The sequence below is a fragment of the uncultured Sulfitobacter sp. genome, from assembly GCF_964021855.1.
Taxonomy (GTDB): Bacteria; Pseudomonadota; Alphaproteobacteria; order Rhodobacterales; family Rhodobacteraceae; genus Sulfitobacter.
This window is the reverse complement of the sequence record NZ_CAXHZD010000009.1, coordinates 79861-99172: the sequence shown is the minus strand read 5'-3', so window position 1 is coordinate 99172 and position 19312 is coordinate 79861. Positions and strand designations below refer to the sequence as shown.

General features: G+C 56.6%; 16 protein-coding genes and 1 pseudogene. 3 read left to right on the top strand and 14 right to left on the bottom strand.

All coding sequences use genetic code 11. From position 1 onward, the window contains the following. Positions 1 to 594 precede the first annotated feature (594 nt). The 3 genes from AADJ11_RS19115 to AADJ11_RS19105 all read right to left on the bottom strand — a co-directional run bounded on the left by AADJ11_RS19115 (position 595) and on the right by AADJ11_RS19105 (position 3388). Complete coding sequence (locus tag AADJ11_RS19115; RefSeq protein WP_341236000.1) at positions 595 to 801, bottom strand: hypothetical protein; 207 nt, start codon at positions 799 to 801, stop codon at positions 595 to 597. A 360-nt stretch (positions 802 to 1161) separates the two neighbouring features. Continuing rightward, entirely contained in the window at positions 1162 to 1887 is a 726-nt protein-coding gene (locus AADJ11_RS19110) for an SH3 domain-containing protein (protein WP_341235999.1), read from the bottom strand. Positions 1888 to 2458: 571 nt separating this feature from the next. After that, the gene (locus AADJ11_RS19105; protein WP_341235998.1) at positions 2459 to 3388 is read right to left on the bottom strand and encodes a DUF2493 domain-containing protein; all 930 of its coding nucleotides are present in this window, start codon (positions 3386 to 3388) and stop codon (positions 2459 to 2461) included. 706 nt (positions 3389 to 4094) lie between these two features. Here AADJ11_RS19105 and AADJ11_RS19100 point away from each other — a divergent pair. The 3 genes from AADJ11_RS19100 to AADJ11_RS19090 all read left to right on the top strand — a co-directional run bounded on the left by AADJ11_RS19100 (position 4095) and on the right by AADJ11_RS19090 (position 7080). After that, positions 4095 to 5114 (top strand): IS110 family transposase, encoded by a 1020-nt coding sequence (locus AADJ11_RS19100; protein WP_341235997.1) that lies wholly within the window; start codon positions 4095 to 4097, stop codon positions 5112 to 5114. A gap of 541 nt (positions 5115 to 5655) precedes the next feature. Further along, entirely contained in the window at positions 5656 to 6342 is a 687-nt protein-coding gene (locus AADJ11_RS19095; RefSeq protein ID WP_341235996.1) for a pentapeptide repeat-containing protein, read from the top strand. After that, positions 6343 to 7080, top strand: a complete 738-nt coding sequence (locus AADJ11_RS19090; RefSeq protein ID WP_341235995.1) for a pentapeptide repeat-containing protein — start codon at positions 6343 to 6345, stop codon at positions 7078 to 7080. It begins immediately after the preceding gene. A gap of 316 nt (positions 7081 to 7396) precedes the next feature. Here the strand turns inward: AADJ11_RS19090 and AADJ11_RS19085 are convergent, their stop codons facing one another. From AADJ11_RS19085 to AADJ11_RS19035, 11 genes and pseudogenes are all read right to left on the bottom strand, one after another. Beyond that, on the bottom strand, positions 7397 to 7936 hold the full coding sequence (locus AADJ11_RS19085) for a hypothetical protein (RefSeq protein ID WP_341235994.1): 540 nt from the start codon (positions 7934 to 7936) through the stop codon (positions 7397 to 7399). Between the two features lie 206 nt (positions 7937 to 8142). Beyond that, complete coding sequence (locus AADJ11_RS19080; protein WP_341235993.1) at positions 8143 to 8871, bottom strand: DUF736 family protein; 729 nt, start codon at positions 8869 to 8871, stop codon at positions 8143 to 8145. A gap of 220 nt (positions 8872 to 9091) precedes the next feature. Next, positions 9092 to 9283: pseudogene (locus AADJ11_RS19075) on the bottom strand (hypothetical protein); the annotation flags it as partial. Positions 9284 to 9389: 106 nt separating this feature from the next. Continuing rightward, positions 9390 to 13655 carry a strawberry notch family protein gene (locus AADJ11_RS19070; RefSeq protein ID WP_341235992.1) on the bottom strand — a complete coding sequence of 1422 codons (4266 nt, stop codon included), beginning with the start codon at positions 13653 to 13655 and terminating at the stop codon, positions 9390 to 9392. A gap of 113 nt (positions 13656 to 13768) precedes the next feature. Continuing rightward, a complete protein-coding gene (locus AADJ11_RS19065; RefSeq protein WP_341235991.1) occupies positions 13769 to 14044 on the bottom strand; it encodes a type II toxin-antitoxin system RelE/ParE family toxin in 276 nt (91 codons plus the stop codon). Continuing rightward, positions 14037 to 14330, bottom strand: a complete 294-nt coding sequence (locus AADJ11_RS19060; protein WP_341235990.1) for a type II toxin-antitoxin system RelB/DinJ family antitoxin — start codon at positions 14328 to 14330, stop codon at positions 14037 to 14039. The genes AADJ11_RS19065 and AADJ11_RS19060 overlap by 8 nt, the downstream gene beginning before the upstream one ends. Before the next feature lie 71 nt (positions 14331 to 14401). Next, positions 14402 to 15058 carry a hypothetical protein gene (locus AADJ11_RS19055; RefSeq protein WP_341235989.1) on the bottom strand — a complete coding sequence of 219 codons (657 nt, stop codon included), beginning with the start codon at positions 15056 to 15058 and terminating at the stop codon, positions 14402 to 14404. Then, a complete protein-coding gene (locus AADJ11_RS19050; RefSeq protein WP_341235988.1) occupies positions 15058 to 15651 on the bottom strand; it encodes a regulator in 594 nt (197 codons plus the stop codon). Before AADJ11_RS19050 ends, AADJ11_RS19055 begins: the two co-directional genes overlap by 1 nt. Before the next feature lie 107 nt (positions 15652 to 15758). Next, entirely contained in the window at positions 15759 to 17738 is a 1980-nt protein-coding gene (locus AADJ11_RS19045; protein WP_341235987.1) for a ParB/RepB/Spo0J family partition protein, read from the bottom strand. 159 nt (positions 17739 to 17897) lie between these two features. Continuing rightward, a complete protein-coding gene (locus AADJ11_RS19040) occupies positions 17898 to 18287 on the bottom strand; it encodes a DUF3768 domain-containing protein (RefSeq protein ID WP_341235986.1) in 390 nt (129 codons plus the stop codon). A 90-nt stretch (positions 18288 to 18377) separates the two neighbouring features. Next, a complete protein-coding gene (locus AADJ11_RS19035) occupies positions 18378 to 19310 on the bottom strand; it encodes a zincin-like metallopeptidase domain-containing protein (RefSeq protein WP_341235985.1) in 933 nt (310 codons plus the stop codon). Between the last annotated feature and the right edge of the window lie 2 nt (positions 19311 to 19312).

Here is a 19312-nt window from a genome sequence, read left to right as displayed (position 1 = left end):
GTGAGACGTTTTGAGCGAGACATGCGAAGAAAGACCCCCTATTTCCTGCCACCTTCATACAAGGCTACACCTACCATACGAAACTATACTAATCTGTCAATAATATACTTACGGTGAATTGGTGCGCAGGCAGCCTTGTATTCCGTTTAACGCCGAGCACCGCAGGTGCGAGGCCGCGCCCGAGAGGGCGCCAACAAACATCGGCCCCATGCTCTAACATGGGCCGCTCTCAACAGGGCCCGCGCCTGAGGTCTGTCTGAACATGTCATGTTCGGACGGAATTGAGGCGGTGGGACAGATCTCAACCGACAGGGCTGACAGACAGGGTCAAGGGAGGCCAGAATTGCTTGCCAATTCTCTGCCGTAAAAACCGAGGAGGCAGCGCCGATAGGTTTTTGCGGATGGCCCCCTTGAGGCTGGCTGTCAGCCCTGTCACCGCACAAGGTCAAACACAACCAGAACCATCAGGACTGCTTTGCAGTTCTGTCATCGGCAACCGTGACTGCTGCCGAAGGCAGGGGTCTCAACGGGACCCGCAGCGATCTCTGGGACAGAGATAGGGCCGCCTTACGGCGGCCCATCCTCGGGGAGGATTTACTCTTGGGGTTCCTTTGAGCTTGGTGGAAACATCACAAGCTCTTGGACACCGACGGGGAAGTCGAGCTTGAGGCTGAAGAACTCCGATCCATCCGCGCCCCGGGTATTGCGGAACATGGCTCCGACGCGTTGGAAACGGGTGCGCTCCTGGCCTTCGCCATCGGTGTATTTGACGGGAACTGTTGCGACGTAGTGGTTGGTCATTTTGGTCTCTCCTTTTTGCGATGGGGATCAAAAAGCACGGGGGCTGAGGACCGGTCGCAAGCGCAAATGCGGAGGGTCCGCGCCACAAGCGTGGAAGCCGTATTTGTGCTCGCCGGAGCGCAGCGTAGGGTACGGCCGGTCCGACCCCGTGCGATCCACATCAATGAGCAAAAAGAAGAGACCAAAATGTATGCCCCCACATCGCAGTCGCCACGGTTCTCGTTGATCTCGATGGAGGTGAAGGTCGGGATCGCTTTGATGCAAGGTGTTGGGGTTTGGTCTATCACGCGCATCGAAAGGCAGGGCGGTTGTTCATCCTCGGGCGAAGATCAATTTCTCGGTGTTGAGATGGTTGTGATATTATCCGCACCAAGCTTGAGGACGCGGAGGACAGCTGGTCCGGCCGCACCGGTATGGCACGGCCAGTCCTTCCCCAATCAGAGTGCGTCCAACATCCTGACCGTCTACGAACAGCGATCCACATAGGCGTCCAAAGTTACAACGGTCAGTACCTTCGGTTCCGGGCCTGCACGAACATGCCACGCGTTCAAATTCTATCGATGCCGCATTCCGGACCAGTTGGCTCAAACGCGCCGTTGCGCGTTCCCCGACCTGACGTTCTGCAGTGCAGGACGGCCGCCACGTCTCAGGGGCATTGAATCCGACAAGGCGGACGTTCGCCGGCAGCCCGCGAATGTCGACGGTGTCACCGTCGATGATCCGCACATCGCTTGAACGGAGAGTCCCATCCGGTCGTATGGGTTGCGCGGTGGTCGGCCTATTGAGCGACAGGAAGCTGGAGGACATCCAGCCGGTTCCCAAGTCAGACCGGATTTGCGCCCATTGCCCTTGGTCACGAAGCAGTTGGACACGCGTGCCTTCAACCAGCACGCCCATAACCGGATCGGACGTGGACGGCCCGTCCCGTTGATTGACCCGTGTCCCCGTCACATAGACGTAAGCAGCACTTGCCGTTTGCGGTGCAGACGTCGCTGGTGGGCTGTAGGATGTGGATCGCGACGATGTTGTATCGAACAAAGATTCGATCAGCGCAAAGAATGCGACAGCTATAACAAGCGGCACCATGATTTGCCGCTGGGCCCTACGGACCGCCCGCCGAGGTGCAGTGATTGCGCGGGTGACAGACATCGGTCTGGATTTTGGTTGGTAAGACTTGGTGCGGCGCTTCGGAGTCGGGCGCGAAGTAACATCGTTGGTCTGCGCTGAAGTCCGAGATGATGGCTCACGTTCCAACTTCAGGACTTTATGCAGACTGGCATATTGGGCCTTACTCAGACGTGTGTCGGTTCCGTACTGCTGAAACCGCGCGGCCATGTTTGTTAGAAACGACACTTCCCAATCGTTCGCCTGACCAGACTGCAGTCGCGCATCAATGCGCGATTGAATCTCTTTGGTGCGTTCTGGAGAAAAGGGCATGATCTGAAAAACCTGCGCGCGTGATATGCTGCGCAACAAATGTTATTTGCAGCTCAGGCACAATAGACAGGGATTACATTGAGATACCGCTCTGCCAATCGGGAAACGGGAAATTCGGATAGCGACTGCATACCATAAATGAACCCGAGCCGTAGAGCAGTACGTCGATCGCCACCCTTGAGAACGAAGTAAGGGCCACCCGAAGGTGACCCTCTTTGACTTATGCCTCTGCCTTCTCCTTCGCTGGATCCGCGACCCGCATCACCGTCAGTCCTTTCGCTTCGGCTTTCTGCCCGAGGTTCAGTGCGACCCCGTTGCCGCCGAAGAGAACAACTCCCGTCGCGGCGAACTTATCATCCAGCATCTCATCGTTGCACTTGAACGGTGCTGCACGTCCGTGTGCGGACCAACGCGGATCAAAGCGCGCTTGATTGATACCCCGTGCACGCGCCCACCGCGCCGCGATCATTTCCGCCCCATGCTTGCCGCCTTTGTGGCAGATGAAGATATCCTGATTGCGGTTTTGCTTGATGCGGTCGCGAACCTTATCGAGGGTCCGGAAGATGACGTCGATGTCAGTCCAGTCCGTCGCTCCCGAGACAATCAGAGGAACGCCCTCGACTTTTGACTTGGCGGCCGTCTCACGATCATGCTGCTCCAAAAGTTGCTTGGCCTCGAAGACGGCTCCCGTCTCTTGCGCCCGAACGCTGGCCCGCGATCCCGCTGCCGGGATGAAGGCATTGCCTGTCTCGACCTCGTAGCATTCCGCTGCAGCCTCCCCCATCGTCTCGATGGCGTCGACAATCTCGCGCAAGTGCACGAAGCGCGCTTGTGCCTCTTCCAGTGCGGTCTCGGCGATTTCTGATCCGTCGTGACATTTTGCCAGTGCGCCGATCTTATCCGCTGTGCGATCAACTTCCTTACCGAGGGCAACCTTGCGCCGCTGCAGGATTGTTGCCAACCCGTGCGCGAGAGGTTCGATCTCTCCTTCAAGTCCGGTATTCCGCAATTGCCCGAGCAGTGTCTCAAATGCTTCGCGAATAATGCTGTCTTTCAGGATATCGTCCTGCGGGATTGGCAGGTGTGCGTCTTTCTCCGTCAGACCGAAGAGTTCGATTGTCTCGTATGTTGTCGCTTGATCGTAGGCCATGTGTTCATCTCCAGATGTTTGAGTTTGATGACCACCACGTGATTGTGGGGGCATGGCCGATTTCTGGTTCACCGAATCTGTCCGGGTCAGGGACGGCGCAGCCGCCAGCTTGCTGGGCGCAAAAGTTTTCGAAGTACGACGCCGACAAAAGGCGCACCCTCGCGGGCACGACTGACCTCCCCCCACACCCCCACTCTTGCCGAAAAGTTTTGCGATCCTTGAGGCGGGCTGATTTGGGGGCCATCCGGAGGATATGCTTCCATACTCATGTGTGTGTGTTTGGACGCCAGGTTTGACCGACACGAGCAGGCAAGCGGTGGGGCCGGACACGCAGGCGGACGCAGCGGCGGGATCGTTTTGCCTCGGCAAAACAGACCAGAGCGAAGACCGCAGGCGTGGCCGAGACCCGCCGTGCTCGCGAGACGGGCAAACCGGGATACACAGTGCGACACCGCGGTAAGGCCGCATGGCCGCATGCGCGACGGACCGCAGGGACGTTCTCACCTGTGACACGCGGAGCCGAGCAGGGGAGAACGTTAGGTATTTCGTCAGAAGCTAAGTTGATTGGCGAACACGGCAGAGCAAACTTTGATATTCAATACCTCAAGTCCCACTGTGCGGATGGGGTGGATGGCTCCTGCATCAAACGGCGTCGCAATGCGCCATAGTGCAATTGCCATGAACTGCTTATGAGAGGAGCCACCCAATGCATGTTACAACAATCGGCCTAGATTTGGCCAAGAACGTTTTTCAAGTCCACGATATTGATGAGAATGGCGAGGTTGCATTCAACCGCGCTTTACGGCGGGCACAAGTGTTGGCGTTCTTTGAACGCCTTGAGCCATGTCTGGTCGGCATCGAGGCCTGTGGAACCAGCCACCATTGGGCACGGGAACTGATCAAGCTGGGCCACAACGTGAAGCTAATCCCACCAGCCTATGTGAAGCCCTACGTCAAACGTGGCAAATCTGATGCCGTTGATGCTGCGGCCATTTGTGAAGCGGTGACGCGCCCAACAATGCGGTTTGTCGAAGTGAAATCGCCGGAACAGCATGCGATACTCACGGTTCATCGAACCCGTGATCTCATTGTCCGACAGCAAACTCAAACGATCAATATGCTGCGGGCACAGTTGGCAGAGTTCGGTCTCGTCTTGCCGCAAGGCGTTTATCATCCGCTGCGGTTTGCCAAGGATTGCGTAGATGGAGAACAACCAGACCTGCCAAAGGACGCTCAAGAGGTTGTCTTCGATCTGTGCGACGAACTGCTGTTCCTGCACGCCAAGATCCTGCGGCATTCTCGACATATGACGCGGATTGCCAAAAGCGAGAAACGCGTTGCGTTGCTGCGAACGATACCTGGTGTCGGACCAATTACAGCGTCAGCAATCGTGGCGACCGTCGGTAGTGGCAAGCAGTTCAACAACGGCAGAGAGTTCGCCGCTTGGCTGGGACTGACACCGCTCAATAGATCAAGTGGTGGAAAGGAACGTCTGGGTCACATCTCGAAGATGGGTGATCTATACATACGTCGATCATTGGTTCTCGGTATGACGTCCCGCATCCGATCCATCAGGGTGAAACCGGAAAAGTTTGATCCATGGTTCGCTGACATCCTGTCACGCAAGCCAAGCAGGGTAGCTGCCGTTGCCATGGCCAACAAAACCGCCCGTATGATCTGGGCTGTGCTGACAAGGAATGAACCCTACAAAGTGAGAACCGTTTAATAGACCAACGAAACAACAGGAGTTTGCAAAACCAATGAAGTGATGGAACTTTGTCAGCCCAAAAACCAAGACACCCCGAGCTTTGTCCAGAACGCTTGCTGTTCGATGTGCGGAAGGGACTTGGTTGGTGGAAACCATCCACTGCCCGGCAGGCGATGCTTGCATCGCTGAGAGGGAGGGCCAGCGGCCATGTGCGTCGCGCTAACAGGCCGAACACAAGACTGCTTCTGACGAAATGCCATACGCTAAATTGTACTTGCAAAAAGGGAGCCATCCACACAGGACAAAGCGTAATTTCGCTGCGGCTGCGCCAATGACTGCTCTCGCGAAGCCGCGATCACCACATCTGTTTCCCAGAATGCAAAAAGGTGGCGACCTTGGAGTAGCCACGCAAGTACAAAAATAGCCTATGCAAATCCAAATTTACTGAACGGAGGGTATTGTGAACGACTTTTGTTCGCGTTACGTTCCGATCCAAAGGATTTCAAATCATTGTTCGTTCTTGTCAAATTTGGATCAAAGTGCTCCGAAAGGAAAAGGTATGTCACTACTAGAATCGACACTATCAGATTGCAGCCCTTCTCGGTCCGACATCGAGCGTATCAGCATGACAGGACAGCCATGCACTATGAAAAACTGCAATTTTGAAGAACTGGACTTAACAAAGCTTGACTTGTCCGGTTGGCAGTTTGAGCGATGCAACCTTACGCGCGCGTCCTTCGACGGGGCAATTCTCGACGGAGTTAGTTTTTCAGGCTGCCGTGCCGCGCGAGCCAGCTTTCAGGGGGCCAGATTCCTGGACGGTACAATAGATGGAGGGGATTTCAGCAACACAAATATGCGGGGAGCCACATTATCCGCTGCCAGTCTCAAACGATGCAAGATGACAGGAGCGGATTTCACCGAGGTGCAATCCATGGGTATTGAATTTGAAGACGTGCTGTTGGTGCTGGCTATTATTCCTAAATTTTCGTTCCAAAAGATGACACTGAAACAAGTCGACTTTAGCGATGCGGATATGAGAGCTTGCGATTTTAGAAACAGTGTTTTCGAAGACTGCTCCCTTAGGAATGCGCATCTAGCCGACTGCGGATTTGAGAATGCCGATTTGCGCGGTGCTGATTTGGGTGGTGTCAAGCTGCACGATGCGCGACGTTTCAAAGGTGCAATCATTTCGAAACGGCAGGCGGCAGATTTACTTGGCCAACTTGGCTTAGTGGTCCTCTAGATGCCTGCCATAACACTGCTGGACGCAGCAGAAAGTCGTCAGGTTAAGGGGGTGGTCTTTCGCGAAGACAGCCTCGACAGGTTTTCAATCTTTGAAACTGAGTTCTTGGAGTGCGTTTTTGTAGATTGCGTTTTTGATGGCGAAAAAATTGGGATGTCTACGTTCCATGGCTGCAGATTCACAGGCTGCTCTTTTCGAGATACTCGATTGATTTCTTGTCAGTTCAACGAGGCAGATGGTGAGAAACGTTGTATCTGGTCCGGCTGCGATCTCTCCGACACAATCTTTGAGGGCTGCGATCTTTCCAGCAATCAGTTCACAGCGTGTAAGGGGTTCAAGTTACGATTAGAGAAATGCAACTTTTCCGCAGTCCAACTTAACATGGATCCGCATCGTCACGTCAATGCTCGCCATGTTGTGGGCGGTATATCTTGTTACCGCACAGATTTATCCGATACTTACATGTCAGGGCAAAATCTAGAAGGCAGCATTTTTGAATTATGTGACCTTCGTCGTGCCGACCTGAGTGGTTGCAATCTGTCGTTCGCCAACTTCGTTGGATCAAACCTAAACACCACACGCATCACAAATTCTTTGCTCACAAACGCTATGATAGCGCATGCGGACATTGATGAATTAGACTTCAATCAGGCTCTCGACTTGACCGACCTTACAATTAGTTCCGATCAACAAGACAGGATGCTTCAGCACTTTGGTATCCATGTGCTGCATAAGTGATATCTTTGATGTCACTTAAGATATAGTTCCGCGGCACACATGGTCGCGTTCGTTATGTGCTGCTTTTTCATCGAGATCGTTGAGAATTCTTGTGGCACACACCCTTGCCAATGCCCAAGCTGAATTCGCCACGCTTTTTCACCCGACATCTAAATGCGGACATTTGAGCAGTTTGCAGCATCAGGTAAAGTGGGCTCTTGGACGAAGCCGCACAATTCATCAACGTCCGGTTTAGGCCGTTGCTAAATCTCTCACCCACCAACAGCAAGAAACTACCAGTGCCCATTAAAGTCAGGCAGCATACGGTTCAGCTTGCCTACACAATATGACCTGGCCGCAATGGGACACGCTCACGCTCGGGGCGCTTCAGTGCTTCTGCATACTTTCTCGCGTTGTCATCGATCCCCTCATGCCAAAGCTTCGATACAAAATCGCGAGCATCCTGCACCGTCATATCTTTGAGTATGGGAGAGAGGGCCATAAAGAGCTCGTCCTCGGTGAGGGATGCCGCGCGACACATTGCTGTTTCGTAATAAGACGGATCGTTCAGGACATATTCGCTCAACGGCATCAACGCGACATTCTCGGCCGGGATCGCCAAGAAAATCGTATCCTGAATTGTTTCTAAAAAGTCGCGACGGGATGTGGAGACAGGCTTGCCCGAGCTCTTCGCATCGGCGTATGCCTGTTTCGTTTTGCTCAACCGCGACGCTGCATAGGAGAACGCTAGGTCGCGCTTCCGGGCTGGAAGCGTAAATTTGGTACATACCTCGATGCGCGTGATCAGAGCGGTTACTTCGGCTTCGAGATCAAAGCTTTCGAACCAAACGCTGTCTGTTTTCGGTATTCTAGCCATCCGCCCTCTTAAGAAGCAATTCACGTTAGTATATTATTGTAACACAGATCTGTTGTTCGACAAGCCAGCGCATAACAAGCGATCTTGATGGGGGTGTCAGCCGAAGTCCCGGGAAAGCGCGGGTGTCTCTCGAACATACAAACACAAAAAAGGGGAACCGCGTTGCCGCGGCTCCCCTATCCTGTCAGTCGATGGTCTCGCTTCGATTAGGCAACCAGTGACAATCCACCACTGGCGTCCTGCTGCTGATCGCCGCTTTGCACGAATGGAATGATTGAGAACGTCTGCCCGCCACGCTGCTCTTCGTTCTGCACAGCGTTAACCCGCAAATCACCGTCTGGCGTGTTAATCAGAAGCGAGACATAGTCGTGCCCCGTCCGGTTGCTCTTGGCCATCCAGGCGGAGCCAACGCGGATCGGCTTACCTTTCGGCGAGCTCACTTCGATGCGGTAATCCGGGTGCGTCTCTTCCGTCTTGTAGTCGTTCTCAATCAGCATGAAGTCCAGATCGAACATCATGTTGGCGATGTAACCTGCGAAGGCGTTGTCAGCATCCATCGCCGTCAGCTCGCCCGAGATTGAGCCGGATTTCATCGTGCCGTTTGAGACCAGCGGGATGATCTCGAAGTCTTCGCTCTTGGCTTTGCGCGCTTCCTGCGTTTGAACCGCATTGACGCGGAATGGCCCAAGGCCAACGTCCAGCTGCATCGAGATATAGGGATTACCGCTGGTGTTGCCGGTCTCGCTCCACGCTGTGCCAATGCGGACCTTGCGGCCTGATTTATTGACTGCCGTGACATCATAGTCCGGGCTGCGCTCTGACATCTTTGCGCGGGTTTCTAACTGGATCGCGATGTCGAACTTGGTGTTGTGGATTGTGCCGGTGAAGACAGCGGCTGCGGTGTCGGCGTTTTTCGTGAGGGTTCCTGCGAACATGGGTCTTATCCTTCTTGGGTTATCGGGGCCGGACATCTTGCCAGACTACCCGAGATTGCTTTTCGACCCCTCATGGAGTCACAAAACCACAAAGCCTGCTTTCAACTTTCTCCCGACCTCTCAGACAGTGCAGAGCTCTAATTGGACGCACGTCGCCACAACACCAGCGCGACCCATTCTTTGCCCAATGGTCAAATGGGATGATTCAGACATCACGATCGGAAAGGAAGAACTCCTCTTCCTGACCATTCAGACGGCCCCCACTGCGGTCGGTCAGGCCAATGGCACTGCCGCCCAGCTCAAAGACGATGAGATACTGGCCCAGTGTATCCTTGCGGACCACATATCCCTCGTTTGACCAGTGAACGGATTTCCCTGCGTCCACAGCTGTTTTGATTTCCGCAATGTTCATGTGTGTCTCCATCTAAGTTGACGAATTCCGGCCGCGCACCCGCCAATATGGGCGGGCACGCGGTCTCTGCATTTGGTGGAAGTGCTACTGTCGCCCGCAACGCCGATCAGGCTGCGCTGCGGATACTTGGGTGCCCATCGCCAACAATGCGGGTCAAGATCGCTTCCGCATCGACACCTGCACCATGCGGGACAAAGACCCGCAGCTGGAAGGCGATGATTTCAGTAAAACATCCGAGGGCCTTGAGACCCTCAATTGTACCCTTTTCCGCCCCACCAATCTCCAAGCGCACATCGCCTGCAACACGGCGGCGCGTGAGCGTCAGGCCGCGCCCTAGATCGACGGGTGCAGTTGTACCAAGGGCAGCCGTCAGCATTTCACTCGGTGTTTCTGGCGTCCCTGTCATGAACCGCGCTCGAAGGGCTGCGGCCCCCTCTTCACTAAGAGTGCGGCCGATCATGCTGGCGCAGCCCTCGGGCGTGACGCGATAGATGCGCTCGTTGCTGGTCGGGATGGTCTTCCAGATCGGAAGCAACAGACCCGTGAGCAAATACAGCTTTGTCGTGGTGGTTTTGGGCAAGCTGTCAGCCTCCTCGTCCCAAAGCCGGATGAACTCTGATTGCGCGACCGCCTCCCAAGCCGAGGCTTCAAACTTCGCCTCCTCTAGGTAGGATTTGCCGGTGGGACGGATAACCTTGCGCATCGAGGTGACGATGTCTTCGTCATACATCTGCATCGGGCGTTTTGAGATCAACCCAACCCGTCCTGACGCCTGATTGACCATCGGGATTTTGTCGAAGTTGTTGCGAAGGGCGCCATCGGCGCGCGCGATGTGAACTGGATCCGTCACCTCCAATCCGATGATACGTGTCACAGCCCCGGATTGGGGGCAGGTCCAGAGATCCTCCGCCGAAACCTGCTTGATCGTCTCGCCTCGCAGCGTTTCCACCCCGAGATCAAGCGTACCTGCATCCCTTGCACGTTCAGTTTGGTCCGCGATGCGCTGCATAAACTCAGCAAAGAGCGCGTTTTGCATACAGATAGGAAGGGCCAGCACCCGATTGAGGAACCGCTGGATTGGCGGCAATTCTTCCAGCAGCACGCCATCCTTGTCGATCAGCCTCAACGCAGTCCAATCGGTGAAGACCTCATAACCCATCGCCTCCGCACGCCCCGCGGCAAGATCAGCGTAATATCCCCGCAGCGCGGAGCGCGCGATCGGGCTTTCGAGATTGTCCTCCTCGCGAAACATGCCTTGCGAGCCAGTCTCCCGTTGGCCTTTGGTGAGTGCACCAAGTTGATCGAGACGTTTGCTGATTGTTGACGTGAAGCGTTTTTCACCGTGCACGTCCGAAGTGCAGACACGGAAGAACGGCGCGCTGACCTGCGCGGAGCGATGCGTACGCCCAAGTCCTTGAATGGCTGAATCCGCGCGCCAGCCGGGCTCCAGCAAGTAATGGCGACGCTGCTTCTGGTTTTTCGCTGTTTGCGCCGCATGATAGGATCGCCCTGTGCCCCCCGCATCTGAGAAGATCAGGATGTTTTTCTCGCCATCCATAAACGCCTGCGTCTCGGACGAATTGCTGCTTGCAGCGCGCTTTTCGATGAAGAGCGCGCCATCGCTCGATTTAAGCGGGCGGATGGACCGCCCCGTGACTTCTGCCACGGCTTCATCCCCGAATGCCCAGAGGATTTGATCGAGTGCCGAGGGGATCGGGGCTAGCGCCATCAGGTCCATCATCGCTTCATCCCGCAGGGCCAACGCTTCGCGGGAGACGACCAAGGCCCCAGTTTCATCCCGCAGCGGTTCTGCGACAACATTGCCGTCAATCTCGACAAGCTTCTGGGTGTGGATCGGAAAGGCCTGTTCGAGATAGCCGAGCACGTAATCGCGCGGCGTCAATGCCCCCTCAACGAGTTCATCATTGGGGTCCATGATCTCCAAGCGCCGCTTCAAGAGGCTTTCGCCCGTCGAGACCACTTGGATGACGCAAGCATAGCCATCGGATAGGTCCTGCTGAATAGCGCTGACAATGGACGGGGCTTTCATGCCCATCAGCAGATGATTGAAGAAGCGCTGCTTTGTGCTCTCGAACCGCGACTTGGCGGAAGCTTTTGCAGCAGACGCATTCGTCTCTCCCGAGGCATCATTGACACCTGTCGCGGTCAGTGCGGCCTCTAAGTTATGGTGGATCGTGCGGAATGCGCCCGCATAGGCGTCATAGATTTCTGTCTGGGCAGGCGTCAGCGCATGTTCCAGAACATCGTATTCGACCCCTTCAAAACTCAGCGCACGCGCCGTATAGAACCCGAGCGTCTTAAGATCGCGGGCCACGACTTCCATGGCCGCCACGCCACCCGCCTCCATCGCTGAGACAAAGCTCTCGCGACTGGGGAACGGATATTCGGGCCCTTGCCCCCAGAGCCCGAGCCGGGAGGCATAGGCGAGGTTGTGGACAGATGTGGCCCCCGTCGCCGAGACATAGAAGACGCGAGCGCGTGGGGTGGCGAGTTGCAGGCGCAGACCCGCAAGACCCTGCTGGGACGGTTTCGCTCCCCTACCCTGCTCTGATCCAGCCGCATTTTGCATCGCGTGGGCCTCGTCAAAAGCGAGCACGCCGTCGAAGTCGTCGCCCATCCACGCGAGAAGCTGGTTCAGGCGGGTGGTGCCGCATTTGCCAGCAGAGCGCAGCGTGGCGTAGGTAACGAACAAGATGCCATCGCCCATGGTGACAGGCTGGTCGGGCTTCCATTTCGAGAGCGGCTGGATATCTGCAGGAGAACCGCCGAGATCGGTCCAGTCGCGCACGGCGTCCTCAATCAACGTTGCGGATTTTGACACCCAGACGGCTTTGCGCCGCCCGGTGAGCCAATTGACCAGAATAAGGCCTGCGCATTCGCGGCCCTTGCCGCAACCGGTGCCATCCCCCAGAAAGTATCCCAAGCGGTAAGCCCGCGCCTCCGCATCCTCATCACTGCGCAGCATCTTGGTCTGGTCATCATCGATGGTGAACTTGCCGGGCAAATCGCGTGCATGGGCATCATTGGCCATGATGATGGTTTCCAGCTGGGCTTCCGAGAGATGACCCTCTGCAATCAATCGGTTCGGCAGGCGCAGCCCCTCGGCGGCTTGCAGGGAAGGCACTGGTGGTGCGACTGAAGCCATCGCAATGCTTTCAACCAGCGGCGTTGGGTGCTCCTGTGCGCCAGCGATATCGATCCGCTGCGGGCGGTAGCGGGCATAAATCTCGGAGATGGGGGTGTTTTCGCGTGGCGTCTCGAGCGTGGTGAACGACAGCGGTGTTGCTGCGTGTTTAGGTGTTTTGGCGGCAGATGCCGTTGATGCTGCAGGCTTGCGCGCCTTGTGAAGCGCAGATCCCAACAGAGGACGCCCGACATGCAATGAGCGTGCGGCCGTCACAGACGCTACAATCGGGCGCGCTTTGGCAATTTGGTCCACGATGCTAACCGCTGCATCCAGGTCTTCAACGGAGGTGGGGCACATCTCGACGTCATCATCAACCTTATCGAAGACCATCAATTGCGTATCCACGCTGGTGCCGAGCTTGCGATAGACATGGCCGGGGAAGGTCAGGGCCAGGCGCGGAGTGAGAAGGTTCATCGCACGCGCCCAATGTGCTGCGTCGCGCTCGGGGGTGAAGCCCATCGGCATGATCGCAACAAGACGCCCGCCGGGGGCCAATCGTTTCGCGGCCCCGATGAGATGCTTGGCCGCAATGTGCTTGTCGCGAGAACGATCGACCGAGGATGCAAACGGCGGGTTCATCACGATAACGCTGGGGGCGGATGTTGCTGTCAGCAGATCATCGATATGTTCCGCGTCATGTCCGCTCACCTGTGTGTCAAACACCACATCGAGCAGCCGCTGGCGAAACGGATCGACTTCGTTGAGCATGAGCCTGGCCCCAGCCCGCTTGGCAAAACCCGCCAATGAGCCGGTTCCCGCAGAAGGTTCCAGCACAGTCTCACCTTTGCGGATCGCCGCCGCGCGCACGGCGAGGGCCGCGTATGGAAGCGGGGTCGAGAACTGTTGAAGGCGGATCTGTTGCTCGGACCGGCGGGTTTCGGTCAAAAGCCGCGTCGCGAGGTTCTTGGCAGCACCAAGTGGGCCTGACCCGCTCGCATCCGTTGAAAGCCCTTGAACAGAAGCAGCCTGCATCATGTCGTAGGCCATGCGCCAGTTCCATGCACCGCTGGCATCGCTACCGGCAAAGGTGTCGCGCATGATCTTTGAGAGAGAGGAACTGCGCAGACGGCCGCACGCGATCTCGGCGGCGATCAGCGACAGGGCTGATTTAAGCTGCGCATTGGACGGAGTTTGAGTGGGGTACTTCGGGTTGGGATGGGCCATGATTTCTGTCCTTTGTGATCCGGTTTGAGGTTCACAGGACAAAAAGCCCCCTTTGCACTTTGTGAGTGCCGAGAGGGCTTCCATTTATCTGAATGGCTTTGAAACATGCCGACCTATGGCCACTGCTGAGCTGCGTGCAGCACCCGCAAGATCACTATGGCACTTGGGTCGTCAGCATAAATCACGATGTAATTTGGACGCACAACCATTTCACGGGTGCCGTCAACGCGTCCCACGCGGTACATTTGGGGATGCTCTGGCAATCTTGATGTCTTGGCTTCGATTTCGTCCTTGAGAGCTTGGGCCGCATCTGGATTGTCGTCAGAAATGTAGTCGATAATCGCAAGCAGATCAGCGATGGCCGTGGCCTTCCATTCGAGATCAGGCACGGCGCTTCTTATCAATCAGCGCCTGAGCGTCTTGCATTACCTGAGCTTGAGGTGTTGTCGGCCGTGGATCGTCCAATGCTTCCTGCACTTTGGAACGGAACCATGCGTCATAGGCGTCTGGATCAGCGGTTAGTCCCGCCGGCAACCCGCCCTCTGCGGCCACACGCGTCAAGAGGATGCGTACGGCATCCGAGAGCGTCAGGCCGACGCCGGAAAGTGCATCCGAGGCCTGCGCTTTAAGCTGATCATCAACACGGACATGGATCATAGATGTTTGAGCGGCCATGTGGGTCTCCTTTTGCTATTGCTGTTGTATCTCAAATGAGATACGCATTCAAGACGGTAGAAAGTTCCACTCTAGGAGCTTTGCCCTGCAAAAAACTCCGCCAACACCGCACTGCCCTCAGCCATTTCGCGGCTGATAAGCATCGATCCCGCCAGTGACGCCTTTGATAGCCGCACAAGGCTGCCGGTTTCCAGGGTGCGGTAGCAGCGCCGTTTTTGACGCCCGCGCCTGTAATAGGTAGCTGTGACGATCTGGCAGGTGCTGCCATCGCTGAGCGTCACAGGGGAGGCGAGTTTGATCTTGTCGCCCTCTGCGTAGTCAGGGATCGCTGCCCAGTCCCGACACCGTTGCCGCCAGGCGTGGGCATAGCTGTCGGGGTCCTTCAACTCGGACAGGAGATTGAGGATGCTCAGCGGGGCGCGGGACTCGCAGGGACCAGCGCTTTCCTCCATGTCCTTGTAGCCCCAGCACCGGTCGTCATACCGCGTCAAAAACACCGCACCGAAGGTGAATGATCCGTCTTTGTCGGTCACATAGGTCCGATCTTCCAAGGGCCCTGCATCGCATGCAAGGACCTTTGCGGCCGCATACCACGTCGAGCCAACCTTACTGGCTTTGACCAGTGTCGTGCGGCGCGTATCTGTCTCAAACGTGCAAAGACGTGTGATCTCTGCTTTCTCATCGGCGTAGTTTTGAACCCGCCGGTCGGTGTAAAAGAGCCAACCCATTATGCTGCCCTCTGGTCTTCAAGCTCCATGAGCGCATCGAGCGGCACACGATACGGCTGCATGGCATCGAAGTCTTCGCAGTTGCTGCAGTTCTGCACGATGGCAAAGGTGTCGCAGGCGTCCTTGAGGACCACTCGGAATGTACCACCCAAGCCCGACGGAACCTCGTAGGTTCCGCCAATCAGGAAGTCTGAGGCGCGGCGCACAAAGACGCGGATGGAATGACCGTCGGTTGCCAGTCGGATGGCCCCCTGCCCGCGATCAATAAGTGTCTGCACATCGTCAAGGATGTCTGTGTAGAACTGCCCGGTCAGATCACGGAACGCCAATTGACGCTGTGCGATCCAATCGCTGTCCCGAAACGGATTAATGCCGTTGGCAAAGGCAAAGCTGGGATCGGACTGCTCGGTGGTGACAATACGAGTGGTTGAGCCGTCAATGCCGTTGGAGCGCAGATGTACGCCGTTTCCAACGATGAGGATCAGGGCGGGTTTGTCGATCGGCCCGTTCCAATTGGGCAGGAAGGTTGAACAGGAGCGCGCATGCGTGATTTGCGCCGCAACAACGGACGCGGAGAATTTGAGAATAGCCATGGGGATGTCTTTCATAAACGGCGGCCTGAGCCGCTTGTTTCTGGGAGTTGTTGGGGAGTGGGATGACCCGCGTCTGGTTGTTCCCAAGCGCGGGTCATCTCGGTGGATCAGGCGGCTTTTGCCTGAACCGTTTCTGCTTGAGCGGTCTCTTTCGCGCCGACACCCAAGCTGACGCCACCGGTCGTTTGCATCATCGGCGGGCACCATGCAGCGACCGCCGCATGTTGTGCCTCTGTGAGGGTCGCAAAGGGCTCGGCGAAGAGCTTGTCACAAAAGGCGACGATCTCTTTCTTGCTCATGGAGGCCAGTGTGACCGCCTCCTGCGCGAGGCCGAGCTCTTCGCCAAGGATTTTGAGCAGCCACGCCTTCTTGAACCGGTTGAACAGCGCCGCGTTCGGCGTCCAATGCGCGCGAACGTCAGGCATGACCTCGATCTCGAAATCAAACATCAGGCTGTCGCTCTGAGAGCTGCGCGCAAAACAAGATTGCGTCGTGCTGGCCGTGGCATAGGCGACCAGTTTGGCCTTCTCGCCCGCCTCAAGCGCACGGAATGATGCAAACTGATCTGCCGGAGACTTCGCCTCATCCGCCCAGGACAGATCGAGCGCATCATGCGCCTCGGCCACCTGTTCTAGAGATGTGCCATCGATCTCGTCCATCTTGGCGTGGCTGCGGTATTCTTTGCGGGCCTCGACCTTGATGCCATGGGTTGCACTCATGGTGCCAAGCACATCCGTGACCAGCTTGAACAAGGTCAGATCGAGCGTGGCTTCGGGATGCAGCGTCATCGCCGCGCCGAGTGCCATTGCCCGTTCGGTCTTGAGGTCTTGGGTCAGTGAGGCGGGATAGACGATTGCGTCCGTGCCCTGCCCTTCTGCGTCACCAAACGTGCCGCCGGCGCTTGTTGTCTGCGCAGTCGCCTCAGGCTTGTCCTCTGGCCGTACCAAGCCGACATGGAGCGTAATCTTACCGTTTGACCACGATGCGATAACCCCACCCTGCGCAAGATCGTCTGCACTGTAGGCCTCCTGCAGATCCCGCGCCTCTTCTTCGAGCGCATCCACGCGATCGTAGAGGGCGTTGTGGGCATCCGTCTCGAGGGTCTCGTCCTCCATTTCGAGTTGCAGTTTCTCGAGCTCCTCCGTGATCGCATCAACGCGCTTTTGACCAGCGGCATCAGGCTCGACCGGACCGGGATAGACGCGACCATAGTCTGCCATCGTTGCATAATCGTAGCGCACCAATGCCTCGGCCCATGCAAACCCCATTTGGGCCCGTGCCTCTTCAGCGGCGGCCGTGAGTTTTTCGACCATGATGACCTCGACCAGTGCGATGTCTTCCAACACCGAATGCTCCTCGAGAAGATCGGCAGCAATAGGACCGCCCCGCGCCTCATAGTCCTCGCGCACGAAGGCGCCGATATCGTCGCTGACCTGCACGCCGCGGGTCTTGAGCGCCTGACGCACTGTATAGGCCTGCACATAGCTGTCATCGCCTGTTAGGGCCTCGTACACCTCAAGCTGCACAGCCTGGCTTGGATGATCCGCAAAGGCCTTCATCGTATCGAGCGTGATCGTCTTGGCGCGGGCGGCTGCGCGGATATCTGGATGGATCAAACCATAGCGCAAGCGACCTTTGACGGCTGCAATCGTTGTCCCGAAGGTCTTGGCAATCGTCTCAGGTGACTGCCCATCCACTTCCATCATACGCGCAAACGCCTCGAACTCGTCAATGGCATTCATCGGGGCTTGGGTGATGTTTTCGGCCAGCGACAGGGCCGTGGTCACATCACAGCTGTCCGGCACCAAACGGCATTCGATCTTGGTTTTGTTGGTGAAGCCCTTGGCGGTCTTGTCAGCGGCCAACTCGTTCAGGGCAGCGCGACGTCGGCCACCTGCCAAGACGCCAAACTTGCCATCGATCTTTTGAACCAACAGCGGTTGGATGATGCCCAGAACGCCAATGCTGGCCGTGAGGTGGGCGATAGCCTCTGTCTCGTAAGTTTCAGGGGAATTGCTGCGCACATTGGCAGGATGCGATGTGAGATCGCCAATGGCGACCGAGATAGATTTGAGAGCATGTGTCATGTGATGTCCTTATTGAGATGTTGCACCGCCCCGAACCTTCGGAACGACCTGACCAATCCCCGGATTTGAGGATCACATGGGCATTGGGCCCGCTTTCCCTTTAGAGGGGGTCAGCGAACCTTCAGATTGTGCTTCGATTGTGAGGTTCGGCCCCCTGCCCTACCAGTCAGTTGCCATCATGATGGTCAACACGCGCACGGTGGTTGCAGGGTTGTCAGGGGTCTCAGCGCCGTAGCGAAAATCGCTATCCGCCTCATAAAGATCGATTTTCCAGAAGACCTTTTGCCCACGGACATCTACGACCCCAAAATCGTGGCAGCCGTCAGGATCATTCTCGGGTTCAAAGGTGTCGAACTCTCCTGTCGCTTTGACCGCCTCAGCCATGAAGCCGTCCTCGGCTTCAGCAAGAGACCGTGTGACGTGCATCCGGCCTGCAATCGGCTGATCCGGTGCGATGCCAAGGCAGGCGAGTTTGCGGTAGGCATCATTCTGCGCCGCGATTGCTGTGATGTCGGGGCCTTCGGTTTGAGGGAGTGCGGAAGTGGTCATGGGCTTGTCCTTTCGAGGAAATTGAAAACACAAAACCCAAAGCTTGCTTTCACTCTTTGAGAGCCGCCACCCACGACAAAACCAGACCTCTCAAGCTGCCTGATCGGTGGCCCCGGCCCTTCCCGCTTCTGAGCGGGCAATTAGGTAATCACAGGCCTTCTGGGCATCGGCAGCGTGTTTGAATATCGCCGTCTTGTCCGAGCGCAACACACGCAGCCAGTGATACAAATACGACGCGTTCAGTTCGAGCGTATGCGCGGTGAACCCAAGCTCCTGCCCCAGAAAGCAGGACGTCAACTCGGCCACGATCTCTTCGCGGGAATAGGCTGTGTTGCCAAACCGGCTGAGACCGTAGTCTCGGTTCAGACGATGGGGTGCCTTGGTGGCATGGGCAAGCTCGTGCGCCCAAACCCCGTAAAAGTTCAGCGGGTTCTTGAAGCGGGAAATGTCCGGCATGAACACTTTGTCGACGGGCGGATTGTAGCGTGCCTCGGTCCCCCCAAAGACCGTCGTAATATCGATGGCATCAAAGAACGTCTGCATATGTTGGATTGGCGCGGACGGCGTATGAACGGGAACCGGACAGGCATCCGGGTAAAAAGCATCCGGCAAGCCCTCGATTTGATCTGCATTGAACACGCGGTATGACTTCTGGAACCGAAAGACGCGGGCTTCATCGGCATTACCATCGTTGGCATCCTGCTCATCATCCGACTGCGTTCGACTCTGGCCATAGTAAACAACAACAGCCGATCGTTCGCCCTTCCGGATCTTGGCATCGAGCGAGTTCGCTTGCGGCACGGTCATCCAGAACGGAGAGGTATATCCTGCCATCACCGTGCGCATGGTGAGCAGAAAGTTGTTCACGCCCTGATAGGGCTCACTGTTGTGGCGCAATGGACGCGCGCTGCCACCTGCGGTCCACGGTTTGCGCCAAGGAAGGACACCGCGTTCAATGGTGCGGATAAGTTCATTGGTGATGGCTTCTGATGCGTCGAATTTGGGCGTGCGGGAACGGGCCATGG